The sequence below is a fragment of the Actinosynnema pretiosum genome, assembly GCF_002354875.1.
GTDB lineage: Bacteria > Actinomycetota > Actinomycetes > Mycobacteriales > Pseudonocardiaceae > Actinosynnema > Actinosynnema auranticum.
Genome location: NZ_CP023445.1, coordinates 6672091 through 6686054 on the forward strand (window position 1 = coordinate 6672091; position 13964 = coordinate 6686054).

General features: G+C 74.2%; 14 protein-coding genes. 5 read left to right on the plus strand and 9 right to left on the minus strand.

The window, feature by feature from the left end:
- Positions 1-760: 760 nt before the first annotated feature.
- From CNX65_RS28335 to CNX65_RS28350, 4 genes are all read right to left on the minus strand, one after another.
- Positions 761-1024: a hypothetical protein gene (locus CNX65_RS28335; RefSeq protein ID WP_096496475.1), complete on the minus strand. Its 264-nt coding sequence runs from the start codon at positions 1022-1024 to the stop codon at positions 761-763.
- 79 nt (positions 1025-1103) lie between these two features.
- Positions 1104-1742, minus strand: a complete 639-nt coding sequence (locus tag CNX65_RS28340) for a Crp/Fnr family transcriptional regulator (RefSeq protein WP_096496476.1) — start codon at positions 1740-1742, stop codon at positions 1104-1106.
- 283 nt (positions 1743-2025) lie between these two features.
- A complete protein-coding gene (locus tag CNX65_RS28345) occupies positions 2026-3318 on the minus strand; it encodes a DNA polymerase IV (RefSeq protein ID WP_096496477.1) in 1293 nt (430 codons plus the stop codon).
- Between the two features lie 47 nt (positions 3319-3365).
- Positions 3366-4457: an amidohydrolase family protein gene (locus tag CNX65_RS28350; protein ID WP_096496478.1), complete on the minus strand. Its 1092-nt coding sequence runs from the start codon at positions 4455-4457 to the stop codon at positions 3366-3368.
- Between the two features lie 38 nt (positions 4458-4495).
- On the opposite strand from CNX65_RS28350, the gene CNX65_RS28355 reads away from it, so the two are divergent.
- Positions 4496-5824, plus strand: coding sequence for a type I glutamate--ammonia ligase (locus CNX65_RS28355; RefSeq protein ID WP_096496479.1), 1329 nt, complete (start codon positions 4496-4498; stop codon positions 5822-5824).
- A gap of 19 nt (positions 5825-5843) precedes the next feature.
- Here CNX65_RS28355 and shbA read toward each other — a convergent pair whose 3' ends face one another.
- Both shbA and CNX65_RS28365 read right to left on the minus strand, forming a co-directional pair.
- On the minus strand, positions 5844-6437 hold the full coding sequence (gene shbA, locus CNX65_RS28360; RefSeq protein WP_096496480.1) for an RNA polymerase sigma factor ShbA: 594 nt from the start codon (positions 6435-6437) through the stop codon (positions 5844-5846).
- A gap of 10 nt (positions 6438-6447) precedes the next feature.
- Positions 6448-7179, minus strand: a complete 732-nt coding sequence (locus CNX65_RS28365; protein ID WP_096496481.1) for a class I SAM-dependent methyltransferase — start codon at positions 7177-7179, stop codon at positions 6448-6450.
- On the opposite strand from CNX65_RS28365, the gene CNX65_RS28370 reads away from it, so the two are divergent.
- Genes CNX65_RS28370 through CNX65_RS28380 form a run of 3 tightly spaced genes read left to right on the plus strand, consistent with a single transcriptional unit; the run spans position 7178 to position 9908 of the window.
- On the plus strand, positions 7178-8050 hold the full coding sequence (locus CNX65_RS28370; RefSeq protein ID WP_198320565.1) for a ParA family protein: 873 nt from the start codon (positions 7178-7180) through the stop codon (positions 8048-8050). The genes CNX65_RS28365 and CNX65_RS28370 overlap by 2 nt on opposite strands.
- 21 nt (positions 8051-8071) lie before the next feature.
- Positions 8072-8869, plus strand: coding sequence for a DNA-formamidopyrimidine glycosylase family protein (locus tag CNX65_RS28375; RefSeq protein WP_096496483.1), 798 nt, complete (start codon positions 8072-8074; stop codon positions 8867-8869).
- 10 nt (positions 8870-8879) lie between these two features.
- A complete protein-coding gene (locus tag CNX65_RS28380) occupies positions 8880-9908 on the plus strand; it encodes a quinone-dependent dihydroorotate dehydrogenase (protein ID WP_096496484.1) in 1029 nt (342 codons plus the stop codon).
- 6 nt (positions 9909-9914) lie between these two features.
- Here the strand turns inward: CNX65_RS28380 and CNX65_RS28385 are convergent, their stop codons facing one another.
- Positions 9915-10565, minus strand: coding sequence for a TetR/AcrR family transcriptional regulator (locus tag CNX65_RS28385; protein ID WP_096496485.1), 651 nt, complete (start codon positions 10563-10565; stop codon positions 9915-9917).
- A gap of 103 nt (positions 10566-10668) precedes the next feature.
- On the opposite strand from CNX65_RS28385, the gene CNX65_RS28390 reads away from it, so the two are divergent.
- The gene (locus CNX65_RS28390; RefSeq protein ID WP_096496486.1) at positions 10669-11382 is read left to right on the plus strand and encodes an SDR family NAD(P)-dependent oxidoreductase; all 714 of its coding nucleotides are present in this window, start codon (positions 10669-10671) and stop codon (positions 11380-11382) included.
- A 48-nt stretch (positions 11383-11430) separates the two neighbouring features.
- Here the strand turns inward: CNX65_RS28390 and CNX65_RS28395 are convergent, their stop codons facing one another.
- Together CNX65_RS28395 and pspM are read right to left on the minus strand one after the other, a co-directional pair.
- Positions 11431-12678 carry a uracil-xanthine permease family protein gene (locus CNX65_RS28395; protein WP_096496487.1) on the minus strand — a complete coding sequence of 416 codons (1248 nt, stop codon included), beginning with the start codon at positions 12676-12678 and terminating at the stop codon, positions 11431-11433.
- A 497-nt stretch (positions 12679-13175) separates the two neighbouring features.
- Positions 13176-13964, minus strand: a complete 789-nt coding sequence (pspM, locus tag CNX65_RS28400; protein ID WP_096496488.1) for a phage shock envelope stress response protein PspM — start codon at positions 13962-13964, stop codon at positions 13176-13178.

Below are 13964 nucleotides of genomic sequence, written 5' to 3' on the forward strand. Positions count from 1 at the left end.
GTCGCGGCCGTCGCCTTGGGCAGGAGTGCGCGCAGGTCTGCGGTGGAGACACCGGTTCTGGTGACGACCTCGGTGAAGACGGCGCTCAGGGCGCGGGGGTTGTCGAGCACCCGTGCCGCGTCGGTCGCGGCCCTCGGCAGTGGGGCGGTGGGGAAGCCGTCCACCAGCAGCGGGGGTGGCGGGTGTCTGGTGGCCATCACCCTCACTCGGTCGGTGGGCGGTTTGCCTCTGCGGGAGAGGACCAGGATCTGACCCGCCGGAGGCAGTGAGCGCATTCCGTGCAGGTGGAGGGCGTCGATCCCGGTGAGCTGGGCGTCCGCGCCCGCGTAGCAGAGCGCCGCGCGCGCCCACTGGGTCCGGGTTGGCGGGATCGGGGAGAGGAGGAGGACTCCGGGGAGCAGGCGCTGCCACGGGCCGCCGCGTTCGCAGCGGGACAGGAGTTCGGCCGCGGGCAGGCCCAGGCGGACCAGGAGTGCGGCGGAGGCGATGCGGTTCGCGAAGAGGAGGGCCAGGGCGTCGAGGTTGATCGTGGGTGTGAGGCGCATGAGTCCACTGTGGGCGGCCTGGGGGCGGGTGGCGAGGAGGGAAAGCGGGGGTTGTGGACAACTGGTGGGGGTGTGGAGAACTTGGGGGAATGACGGGAAGTGGGGGGCGGAGTGGGGTATGGGCGGGGCGGAACGGGAAAGGCTCCCGGTGGCCTGGTGGCCGCCGGGAGCCTTTGCTCGGAAGGTGATTACCCCTCGAAATCACCTTCACCCGATCAGAACCTCGCCAGTTCCTCCTCCTGGTTGATCTCCTGATCGATTTCACGCGCGGTGACGCGCACGCCGGACCAGGCGTCGTAGAGGGCGACCAGTCCGCCCGCGGTGCAGAAGGCGATCGCCAGCGCGGTCACGCCGTCGACCTCCAAGCGGGTCAGCACCACGGCCAGCGCCCACAGCTGGATGGCGGAGAACAGCAGTGCGCAGGCGAGCCGCTCGGTGAACTTCCTGCGGGACCTGATCTCGGCTTCACGGCGGATCATGGCTCCCCCTTTCGTCATGGCTCCTTTTTAGGAGCACTCGCGAAGGGGATCTGCGTCAGATGACGCACTGGGCCGGAATTCAGTCCGCGTAACCCTGGAGGCGCCGGACGTCGTGAATGTCCACCACGCGCCTGCCCGTGGAGATGATGCCCTCGGAACGCAGGGAGCGCAGCACCCGGACCAGTGATTCTCGCGAGGTTCCGGCGATTCCCGCGAGCTCTTCCTGGGTGAACGGCACGGCCCCCTGGTCGGCGATGCCGCGCTGGAGGGCCATGTCGAGCAGGACCGCGGCGACCCGCTGGGTGGCGGTGCCGCTGATCTGCACGCGCTGGCGGTCCGCGTCGCGCTGGCGGCCGACGACCACGCCGAGGACGGCCCAGGAGATGCCGGGCTCGCGGCGGCACAGGGCGGTGAACGTGGCGGCGGTGAGCACGAGCGCCCTCGTGCGACCGCTGGCGCTGACGGTGGCCGAGCGGGGAAGTCCGTCCACGGCGGACCGCTCGCCGACGATGTCGCCGGGACCGCGCACCGCGAGCAGGCGCTCGCCGGTCGGGGTCACGGCGGTGACCCGGAGGAGGCCCTCGCGGACGACCAGGACGTGCGCGGTGGTCTCGCCCTCGCGGCACACGACGGCGCCGCGCGAGTAGTCGCGCTCGACACCCGCGGCGCGCAGGAGGCCCTGCTCCGCGACGGTCAACCGGGCCCAGAACCGCTCCACCAGAACAGGGTGCACTCGGTTAGCGCGAACGGGTGGGGAGCACGCCGGGATGACACCCGAACGGCGGCCCGGCGACTGCGGAGCCCCGGAAAGCAGCGCCGAACGAGACGAGCAGGGTGAACGGATGCGATGAACAGGCGACCCGGAAGCAAGAGAGAGCGGGGAGTTGAGAGACCCGGAACAGAGAGGCCCGAAAGCGGAGAGCTCCGGAAGTGGAGGAGAGACAGCGGAGGGGGAGGCGGGCGCGGCTGGCCGGAGGGGCGTGATCGGGTGGCGGTCGGGTTCAGCGGCCCTCGGGGTGGCGTTCCGGTTTCGGCTCGGGTTCCGCCGAGCGGGCCGGGGCAGTGGAGAGGAGGGAGGCCGGGCGGACCGCCGCCGTGCCGAAGCGGGTCCTCGCCTGGTCGGCCGCCTGCTCCGCCTCGCGCCAGCCGCGCTCGGGGGCGTCGAACGCCAACTGCTCCCCCGCCGTGCCCTCGGACAGCTGCTCCACCCGCACGCCGATGAGCCGCACCGCGCCCGGCGGGACGTGGTCGTCCAGCAGGGACGTCGCGGTCGCGTACACCTCGCGCGCCACGTCCGTGGCCACCCGCAAAGTCCTCGACCGGGTGATCGTGGTGAAGTCCGCGAACCTGACCTTGATCGACACCGTCCGCCCGCGCAGGCCCTTCGCGCGCAGCGACGCCGCCGTCCGCTCGGACAGCCGCAGCAGCTCCAGCTTCAGCACCGCGCGGTCGAAGTGGTCGACCTCGAAGGTCTCCTCGGCGCCGATCGACTTCTCCCTGGTGTACGGCACCACGGGCCGGTCGTCGTGGCCCCTGGCCAGCGCGTGCAGGTGCTCGGCCAGCGCGACGCCGACCGCCTTGCGCAGCCGCAGCGGCGGAGCCGCCGCCACGTCCCCGACCGTCTCCAGCCCCAACCGGTCCAGCTGCTCGGCGGTGCGCTTGCCCACGCCCCACAGCGCGCCCACCGGCAGCGGGTGCAGGAACTCCAGCGCCCGGTCCTTCGGCACCACCATCAGGCCGTCCGGCTTGCACATGCCCGAGGACAGCTTCGCCAGGAACTTCGTCGACGCCACCCCGACGGAGCAGGTGATGCCGTGCTCCCGCTCCACGTCGACCCGGACGCGCGCGGCGATCTCGGCGGGCGTGGCCTTGAGCCTGCGCAGCGCGCCGCCCACGTCCAGGAACGCCTCGTCCAGGCTCAGCGGCTCGACCAGCGGCGTGACCTGGCGGAACAGCTCCATGACGCCCCGCGAGACGTCCCGGTACTTGGTGAAGTCCGGCGGCAGGAACACCGCGTGCGGGGCGAGCCGCTTGGCGTGCGCGGTGGGCATGGCGGAGCGGACGCCGAACTCGCGGGCCAGGTAGTTCGCCGACGCCACCACGCCCCGGTGCGCGGTGCCGCCGACCACGACCGGCAGGCGGGCCAGCTCCGGCCGGTCGCGGATCTCGACCGACGCGTAGAAGGCGTCCATGTCCACGTGCAGCATCCGGCAGCCCGCGTCGTCCGGGACGTCCCCCTCGCGCACGCGGAACCGCTCGACCAGCCCCTTGGGCAGGTTGGCGCTGCGCCCCACGGAACACCCCTCCACCCACCCCGAGACTCGAACTGCTGTTCGACAGGTTAGTCGATCCGGTAGACGCGGCGCGCGTTGCCGCCGCTCACCATCCGGGTGATCCGCACGGCGTCTTCATCCGAAAGAGCACCGCTGGTGAGCTTGCCCCGCAGGACCTCCGACAGCCCCCGCCGGAACAGCAGCGCGCCCAGGTAATGCAGTTCCGCCAGCGCGCAGGCGTCCGACGAGTAGAGGAACTTCCCGCAAGGCACCAGCTCCAGAGCCTCGGCGAGCACCGCGGCGGCCCGGTCGCCCACCCCGTGCGTGGCCAGCCCGAGGTCCGCGCAGACGTGCGGGAACACCTGCGCGAGGTACCCGGCGGTCCGGTGGAACGGGTAGTTGTGCAGCAGCAGCACCGGGACCCCGAGCGGCTGGACCGCCCGCAGCAGCGGGGTGAGCAGCGCCGGGTCGGCCCGGTGCAGGTCGAGGTCCGAGTCGCCGTAGCCGGCGTGGAACTGCACCGGCAGCCCGCGCTCCAGCGCCTCCCACACCAGGAACCGGGACAGCACCGGGTCCGCGCACCGCCCGGACCCCGAGGCCAGCCAGCGGGAAGCCGCCCGCACCACCTCGGCGTCCGACGGCCGCGCCGGATCGAGGTCGAGCCCCACCCGGTAGGCCGCGATCGACTTGGCCGCCACCGACCGGGAGCGCTCCAGCGCCGAGCGCACCCGGTCCAGGAATCCCGCCGCGCCCTCCCCCACCACCAGCTCGGCCAGCCGCTCCAACCGCAGCACGTCCAGCGAGCGCCCGCCGAACGCCGAGGGGTCGACCAGCTCGCCGGGCAGCCCGGCGTCGACCAGGAACACCTCCACCCCGGCCGCCCCGATGAACCGCCGGTTGACCTCGTCCGCCCCCAGCTCGGCCCGCCGCTCCAGGTAGGCGTCCGGGGAGGCGTGCGGCGGCAGGTCCAGCACGGGCGCGCACCACCGCCGCACCGCGAACCCCACCGCCGTGTCGAACAGGCTCGTCCCCGGCGCCGCGGCCGGAGCCTCCGTCAGGCGCGCCTCGAACGCCCGCCGGTCCAGCTCCCCGCCGAGCACCCCGTGGCAGTGGTGGTCGATCAATGGGGTGGTCTCGACCACCGCGAGCGGCGTTTCCACTTGTCGCACCCTAATCGCGCCCGGTAGCCAACGCCCCCATGGACGCAGCCGAGCGGGAGCACCGCAGGGACCGCGCTTCGGGCGTGGTGGACGAGCTGGGCAGGCGCGGCGTGGTCGCCGTGGCGATCACCTGGGTGGACCACAGCGGCATCACGCGGGTGAAGTCGGTGCCGGTGGCCCGCCTGCCGTGGGCCGCCGCCGAGGGCCTGGGGTCGGCCGAGGTGTTCGACGCCTTCCTGCTCGACGACAGCATCGTGGCGGGCAGGCACGCGGGCGGCCCGGACGGCGACCTGCGCCTGCACCCGGACCTGGACCGCCTGGTGGTGCTGGCCGGTCAGCCCGGCTGGGCGTGGGCGCCCGCCGACCGGCACGCCCAGACCGGCGAGCGGCACCCGCAGGACGAGCGCGGTTTCGCGCGGGTGATGACCGAGCGGCTCGCCGAGCGGGGCTACCGGCTCAGGGCCGGGTTCGAGGTCGAGTGGGCGCTCGGGGCGAGGACCGACGACTTCGCGCCGGTCACGACCGCGCCCGCCTACGGCCACGCCAGGCAGGTCGAGCTGTCCGACTACTCGGCCGAGCTGCTGTCGGCGCTGGCCGAGCAGCGGGTGGACGTGCTCCAGTTCCACCCCGAGTACGCGCCGGGCCAGTTCGAGCTGTCCACCGCGCCGGAGGAGCCGGTGGCGGCGGCGGACACGGCGGTGCTGGTGCGCGAGACCGTGCGCGCGGTGTCGGCCAGGCACGGGATGCGGGTGTCGTTCTCGCCGAAGGTGGTCGCGGGCGGCGTCGGCAACGGCGGGCACCTGCACACGAGCCTGTGGCGGGACGGCCGCCCGCTGTTGTCCGGAGGGAGCGGCCGGTTCGGGCTCGCGCCGGAGGCGGAGGCGTTCTACGCGGGCGTGCTGCGCAGGCTGCCCGCGCTGTGCGCGATCGGCGCGCCGTCGGTGGCCAGCTACCTGCGGCTGGTGCCGTCGCGCTGGTCGGGCCCGTTCGCGGCGTGGGGCCTGGAGAACCGGGAGGCCGCGATGCGGCTGGTGCGCGGCCGGTCGGTGGAGGTCAAGTGCTTCGACCTGACCGCCAACCCGTACCTGCTGCTCGGCGCGGTGCTCGCGGCGGGCGAGGCGGGGCTGGCCGAGGGCGGCGGGCTGCCGGAACCGGTGGTGGGCAACCCGGCGGATCACCCGGACGCGCCGAGGTTGCCGACCTCGCTGGGCGAGGCGGTCGCGGCGTTCGAGGCCGACGCGGCGCTCACCGCGGCGATGGGCCGGGAGTTCGCGGCGACCGTGGCCGACGTGCGGCGCGGCGAGATCGCCCTGTTCGAGGGCGTCGACGAGGAGGAGGTGGCGCGGCGGACGCGCTGGCGGCACTGAGGCCGCCAGCGCGCCGCCGTCACACCCGGTGCGGCTGGCGCACGATCTTCTGCAGCTTGGCGAGCGCCCGGTGCTGCGCGACCCGCACCGCGCCGGGCGTCGAGCCGACCGCGTGCGCGGTCTCCTCGGCCGACAGGCCGACCACGACCCGCAGCACCAGGATCTCCCGCTGCTTGTCCGGCAGGACGCGCAGCAGCCGCGCCATCCGGTCGGACAGCTCGCCGTGCAGCGCCCTGGTCTCCGGGCCCGCCTCGGTCGAGACCGAGTCGGGCAGCTCCGGCACCGGTTCCGCCCGGTTGCGGGCGGCGGCCCGGTGCGCGTCCGCGACCTTGTGCGCGGCGATGCCGTACACGAAGGCCAGGAACGGCCTCCCCTGGTCGCGGTAGCTCGGCAGCGCCGTCAGCACCGCCAGGCACACCTCCTGCGCCACGTCGTCGGCGGACGCGAACGTCCGCTCCTGCCGTCCCACCCTCGCGCGGCAGTAGCGCACCACGACCGGGCGAACCACCGCCAGCAGTTCGCGCACGGCAGCCCGGTCCCCCGCTGCCGCTGCCCGAACCTGCTCGGGGTCGAACCGCCCGTCGACCCCTAACGCGCCGGTGACTCCGTCCATCTCACCCCACTCACCCCGTGCGGCGAGCCAGCACGTGCAACCGCGCGGCCACGTCTCGCAGGGGAGAACGCGTCGCGGCGGCCAGTTCCAGCTCTGCCAACGCCTCAGCCGCGCCGGGATTCGCCTCCAGCACGGCGCCGGGCACCAGATCTGCGACGACCCCGTGCCCCTGGAGAATTTCTACCGCCAGCCCGGTCGATGAGACCAGGGTCTCAAGACCTGTCACGTCGAACCGGCGCAGGAGCGGGTCGCGGGTCCCGGCGAGCTGACCGCCCTCGTCGTCGAGGAGCCTGCGCGCGTCGACGATCCGGCCGCCGATGGCCCGGTGCAGCACGGCGGCGTAGCGGTTGGCCACCAGGACCGAGACCGCCCCGCCGGGGGCCGCGGCGGCGGCGAGGGCGGCGAGGGCGGTGGTCGCGTCGTCCACGACCTCCAGCAGCCCGTGGCCGAGCACCAGGTCGGCGGCGCCGTCGCTGACCAGCTCGCCGAGGGCGTCGGTGTCGCCCTGCACGGCGATCACCCGATCGGCGACGCCCGCCTCGGCGGCGCGCCGGGTCAGGGTGGCCAGCGCGTCGGGGCTCGGGTCGACCACGGTGACCGCGCAGCCCGCGGCGGCCAGCTGGACGGCCCACACGCCGGTGCCGCCGCCGACGTCCAGGACCCTGGGGGGCTCGCCGCCCCGCCGGTGCCTCGCGGCGGTCAACTCGGTGTCGAGCACCCTCTGTACGGCGTCCGGTCGCATGGCACAGAAGCCTAAGGGCCGTAGGCTGCACCTTGTGCATACGGTCGCGGTGCTCAGCCTCAAAGGTGGAGTGGGGAAGACGACGGTCGCGCTGGGTCTCGCGTCGGCCGCGCTCAGGCGCGGCGTGCGGACGCTGGTCATCGACCTCGACCCGCAGTGCAACGCCACCTCCACGCTGGAACCGGGGGAGTCCTCGGCCAGCGTCTACGACGTGCTCAAGGAACCGGCCCCGGAGACCGTGCGGGCCGCCATCGCGCCGTCGGCGTGGGGCGACGGGGTCGACGTGCTCTCCGGTTCGGAGGACGCGGAGCTGCTGAACCACCCCGATCCGGGTGAAAAGCGGTTGGGGCGGCTGCGCGAGGCGCTGGCGGTGGTCGAGGACGACTACCAGCTGGTGCTGCTGGACTGCCCGCCGTCGCTGGGCCAGCTGACCCGCTCGGCGCTGGTGGCCGCGGACCGGGCGCTGCTGGTGACCGAGCCGACGATGTTCGCCGTCGCGGGCGTGCAGCGCGCGTTCGAGGCGGTGCAGTCCGAGCGGGAGCACAACGACGAGCTCCAGCCGCTGGGCGTGGTGGTCAACCGGGTGCGCCCGCGCTCGCACGAGCACCAGTTCCGCATCGAGGAGCTGCGCGACATCTTCGGCCCGCTGGTGATGCCGGTGGCGCTGCCGGACCGCCTCGCGGTGCAGCAGGCCCAGGGCGCCTGCATGCCGATCCACGAGTGGGGGACGCCGGGCGCGCGCGAGGTGGCGCTGGCGTTCAACCTGCTGCTGGCGCGGGTGCTGCGGGTGAGCCGGAGCAGGCGCAAGGCCTCGCACCGGGACTTCGACGAGGACGAGATCCAGGAGGCGCACGAGGCGGTGGACGCGTGACCGGTCTCGCGGGCGCCCGCCGTGCCCGAGGGTGACACGGTCTTCCTCGCGGGCCACCGGTTGGCCGACGCGCTGACCGGCCGGGTGCTGCTGCGCGGTCAGCTGCGCCACCCGAGGTTCGCGACGGCGGACCTGGCCGGGCGCGAGGTGCTGGGCGTGCGGTCGGTGGGCAAGCACCTGTTCACCCGGTTCAGCGGGGACCTGAGCCTGCACAGCCACTTCCGGATGGACGGGGCGTGGCACCTGTACCGGCCGGGTGAGCGCTGGCGCCGTCCCGGCCACCAGGCGCGGGCGGTGTTCGAGGTGCCGGACCGGCAGGCGATCGGGTTCGCGCTGCACGACCTGGAGCTGCTGCCGACCGCCGACGAGCACCGGCTGGTCGGCCACCTGGGCCCGGACCTGCTGGCCGACGACTGGGACGGGGCGGCCGAGGCCGAGGCGGTGCGCAGGCTGGTCGCGGAGCCCGAGCGGGAGCTGGGGCTGGCGCTGCTGGACCAGCGGGTGCTCGCGGGCGTCGGGAACCTGTACAAGGCCGAGGTGTGCTTCCTGCTGGGCGTGTCCCCGTGGTCGCCGGTGTCGGCGGTGGACCCGGTGGAGGCCGTGCGGCTGTGCCGGAGGCTGCTGCTGGCCAACGCGTGGCGGCCGGAGCAGTCCACGACCGGGTCGCTGCGGCGCGGGCAGCAGCACTGGGTGTTCGAGCGGACCGGGCGGCCGTGCGCGCGCTGCGGGACGCGGGTGCGGGTCGGCGGCCAGGGCGCCGGGGTGCTGGAGCGGGTGGCGTACTGGTGCCCGCGCTGCCAACCGGGTCCGATCGCATAGGGTTGCGGCCGTGATCTACCGGAACGTGGTGCGCAAGGCGTTGTTCTCCCTGCACGACGGGGACGCGGAGCGGGTCCACGAGACCACGCTCGACCTGGCGTCGAGGGTCTCCCCGCTGGCCGCCAGGGTGAACCTGGGCGTGCGCGGGCCAGGCCTGGCGCGCACGGTGTTCGGGGTGCGCTTCCCGAACCCGGTGGGGCTGGCGGCGGGGCTGGACAAGAACGGCCGGGCGCTGCCCGCGTGGGCCGCGCTGGGGTTCGGGTTCGTCGAGGTCGGCACGGTCACCGCGAAGGCCCAGCCGGGCAACCCGCTGCCGAGGCTGTTCCGGCTGCGCGGCAGCGAGGCGATCATCAACCGGATGGGCTTCAACAACGAGGGCGCGCAGGCGCTGGCCGACCGGTTGGAGGCGCTGGGGCCGCTGCCGGTGCCGTTGGGGATCAGCCTGGGCAAGTCGAAGGTGACGCCCGTCGAGGAGGCCGAGGAGGACTACCGGCTCTCGCTGCGGGCGCTGCACCGGCACGGCGACTACTTCGCGGTCAACATCAGCTCGCCGAACACGCCGGGCCTGCGCGCGCTGCAGGACCGGGACGCGCTGGACCGGCTGCTGTCGGCGCTGAACGCGGAGATGGCCGAGCTGGGCGCGCGCAAGCCGCTGCTGGTCAAGATCGCGCCGGACCTGACCGAGGCGGCGATCGGCGAGCTGCTGGAGGTGTGCGAGGCGCACGGCGTGGACGGGCTGATCGCCACGAACACCACGCTGTCGCGCGACGGCGTGGTGGCGCGGGACGCGCACCTCGCGGAGCAGGCCGGTGGGCTCAGCGGCAGGCCGCTGGCGGCCCGAGCGCGCGAGGTGGTGCGGTTCGTCAGCCGGGAGACCGGCGGGAAGCTGCCGATCGTCGGGGTGGGCGGCATCGCGTCGGCGGACGACGCGAAGCGGATGCTGGACGCGGGCGCGAGCCTGCTCCAGGTGTACACCGGGTTCATCTACGAGGGTCCGGGTCTGGTGCGGCGGATCAACCGGTCGCTGCTGGGCCGGTAGCCGGGCTCACCTCCGGGTGGAGGCGCGCTCGGTGACCGCGTCGAGCTGCGCGGCGGTGAGCGCGGGCACGGGCAGCGGGCGGGCGCCGCCCGCGCGCAGGCCGTCGAGCAGCACCGCGAGCAGGCGGCGCCACGCGTCGTCGGCGATGCCCGCCGTGGCCTCCACGACCCTGGCCACGCACAGGAACACCACGGCGACGTCCGAGGGGGCGAAGTCGGCGCGCAGCGCGCCCGAGGCGCGGGCCCGCTCGACGATGTCGGCGGCGTTGAGGTTCTGCGCGTGGCACAGCTCGCCGAGGCGCTCGGCGGCGCCGTAGCGGCCGGTCAGGACGTCGGCGAACACCGGTTGCGAGGCCTGGAGGCCGCACATGCCCTCCAGGTAGGCCGCGAAGGACTCCCAGGGGTCGTCCAGGGCGCGCGCGACGTCCGCCACGGAGGCGAGCTGCTCGGCGACGAGCTCGGGCACGACGGCGTCGACCAGTGCCTCGCGCGTGCCGAACCGGTTGTAGAGCGTGCCCGCGCTGACGCCCGCGCGCTGCGCGATCTCCTCCAGCGGCACGCCGAGGCCGCGCTCGCGGAACACCTCGGCCGCCGCGTCCAGCAGCTTCTCCAGGTTGCGGCGCGCGTCCTTGCGCAGCGTCCTGCCCGGCTCGGCCATGCCACCTCCCGAGAGAACTTGACACCAGTCTCAACTTGTTGCAGGGTTGCCCCCGCAGGAAGTTGACAGCCGCATCAAGTTATCGACCCGTACGGGGGATGATATGCGCAAGGTGATCGTCGTGTTCGGCGCGGGAACCGGGCTCGGCGCGGCCGTGGCCAGGCGGTTCGGCCGCGAGGGGTACCGGGTGGCGCTGGTCGCCAGGCGCAGGGACCGGCTGGACGCGCTGGTGGCGAAGCTGGCCGAGCAGGGGATCGAGGCGGAGGCCTTCACCGCCGACCTGTCCGACCACCGGGCAGCGCCCGCGCTGGTGGAGACCATCAGGGAGCGGATGGGCCGCATCGACGTGGTCGAGTACGCGCCGATCGGCGTGGACTTCGCGATGACGCCCGCCGCCGAGCTGACCACCGACCAGGTGCTCTCCCAGGTCGCGCTGTTCACGCTCACCCCGGTCGCGCTGGTCGGCGCCGTGCTGCCGGAACTGCTGGAGCGCGGCGACGGCGCGGTGCTGATCGGCCAGGGCATGTCCGCCGCGCACCCGGTGCCGGGGCTGAGCGGGGTGAGCCTGGGCATGGCCGCGACCCGCAACTACGTCCACTCCCTGCACGGCGAGCTGGCCGGGCGGGGCGTCTACGCGGGCACCCTCACCATCGGCGCGATGATCGCGGGCAGCGCCGCGCACGAACTGGTGGTCTCCGGCGAGCTGGGCGGCCTGCCGAAGGACGTGCCCACCGCCGACCCGGACGTGCTCGCGGAGCTGTACTGGGAGATGCTCACCACCCGCACCGAGGCCGAGCGGGAGTACCCGGCGCGCTGAGGCCGCCGGTCGGGAGCACAGGTCGGGCGCACAGGTCGGGCGCCCCGGTCAGGCGCCCGCGCGGACGGCCCAGAGCCTGCGCAGCAGCGGGTGCAGGATGACCACCAGCAGCGAGCCCCACACCAGCCCGCCCAGCTCCAGGTCGCCGACGGGGATGGTCAGGTCGCCGACCCCGGCGACCAGCGCGGCCCCGCCGACCAGCGCGTTGGCCGGGTTGGTCAGGTCCACCCGGTTGTCCAGCCAGATCCGCACGCCGACCACGGCGATCAGGCCGAACAGCACCAGGGTCGCCCCGCCGAGCGCGCCGGGCGGGATGGTGGACAGCAGGGCCAGGGCCTTCGGGCAGAACGACAGGGCGATCGCCGCCGCGGCCGTGACCGCGTAGGCGGCGGTGGAGAACACCCGCGTCACGCCCATGACGCCGATGTTCTCCGAGTAGGTGGTGGTGCCGACGCCGCCGCCGAGACCGGCCAGCGTCGTGGACAGGCCGTTGGCGATGACCGCGTCGCCGACGCTGCCGTCCAGGTCGCGGCCGGACAGCGCGGCGATCGCCTTGACGTGGCCGATGTTCTCGGCCACCAGCACGATGACCACGGGCAGGAACAGCAGCACCACGGACGGGCGGACCTCCGGCGCGTGCGCCTCGGGCAGGCCCCACCAGGCGGCCTCGGCCACGGCGGAGGTGTCCACGACGCCGAGCGCGAAGCCGAGGCCCCAGCCCGCCAGCACGCCGAGCAGGACCGAGAACCGGAAGAACGCGCGGCGGCCGAGCACCCCGCACAGCATGATCACGCCGAGGGTGAGCCCGGCGATGAGCGGCTGCTGGGAGAACGCGCCGGTGGAGGCCTTGGAGAGGTTCAGGCCGATCAGGATGACCACGGCGCCGGTGACGGCGGGCGGCATGATCGAGTCGAGCGTGCGCACGCCCAGCGCCTTGATCGCGATGCCGACGACCACGACCAGCAGCCCGGTGGCGAGCACGCCGCCGAGCTGGGCCGGGACGCCCTCGAGCCGGGCGGCCTGGAGCGGGGCGATGAACGCGAACGAGGAGCCGACGTAGCCGGGCACCCGGTTGCGGGTGATCATCAGGAACAGCAGGGTGCCGACGCCGGAGAACAGCAGGGTGGTGCCGACCGGCAGCCCGGTGGTGGCGGGGACGAAGACGGTGGCGCCGATCATGGCCACGAAGTGCTGCGCGCCGAACCCGAGGGTCAGCGGCCAACTGGGCCGCTCCTCCGGGGCGATGGTGTCACCCTCGGTGACCCGCCCGTCCCCGCGCACAGTCCACAACGCCACGTCCGCTGGACCTCCCGACCGCTCCGCGCTCCCCCGGCGCCCCCTCGCGCCGGACCTGGCGATCCTGCCACGCCACGTAGTGGGCAACGCTATATAACAGTCTGATAATCACACGATTGCAGCATGGTCCGCCAGACCCCGCGCGACGCACCGCAATGCCCGCTGCGCGAAGTGGTGCAGCCGAGCGCGGCGATCGGGCGCTCCCCACCTCGGGGGCTGGTGCGCTCCCGGAAGCCGGGAGCGGGCCGTCACCCTGGTGACGCTCCGGAGCCGGGCAACACGAAGGGCGCTCACAAAAGCGCTGTTCACGGGGTCCCCGCCCCCGGCGCGCCGCAGCAGCCGCCCACCGGTCGGGACGCGGCCCGGTGATCACCCCACCGGCCGATCGGGTTCCCCGGACGGCCGAGCCGGGCCGCGCCGCGCGGTGAGCTACTTCACACACGACAACGCCCCCGGCCGGAGCCAGGGGCGAAGGGTGGAGCGGGGTCGGGGTGGGGTCAGCCGGACAGCTCGCGCAGTCCGGACGCGAGCCCCGCCAGGTGGTCGGTCGCCTCGTCGAGCACGGCCCTCGGGTTGGCCGCCGCGCTCTCCGCGAGCACGTTGCCCGCCGCGCCGACCAGCCCGCAGTAGCCGTCGACGCCCTCGTCCAGCTGGACCCGCAGCTTGCGCACGCCCTCCACCAGCGGCGCGCGCTGGAGCGGAGGGGCCGTGTCGCGGGCCCGCTCGACCGCCTGGAGCTGCTGCGAGACCGCCCGGATGGCCGAGGCCGCCTCCCGGCCCGTCGCGCGGGCCTGCTCGACGGACTCGGTCGGCACCGAGGTGATCCGGCTGGAGTCGAGCTGCACCAGCAGCTCCGCCAGGGCGTCCTCGGCCTCGGCGAGCCGCTCCATCGGGTACCGGGCCGCCGACGCCTTCGCGGGCAGCGGGGGCCTCGGCGGCGGGGCGGTGTTCGCCAGCTCGGTCCGCTCGGCGTCGATGGCGCGCATCTTCACCCCGGACCGGACGGCCAGCACCGCGCCGCCCGTGGCGCCCAGCGCGCCGACGACCCCGGCCGCGACCGGCACGGCGCCGACCACGGCCAGCACGCCGAGCACGGAGAACACCGCGAGGATGATCGCCCAGACGGTGAGCGCCCGGCTGGATCGGCGGTAGCGCCGGTCCAGCCGGGCCCTCGGGTCGTTCCACGCGGTGAAGCGCCGCTTCACCTGGTCCGCGACCTGCCCCTGCTGCGCGTTGAAGAGCTCGACCAGCTCACCCGGAACGAGCTTGCGGTTGGCGGGAAGCAT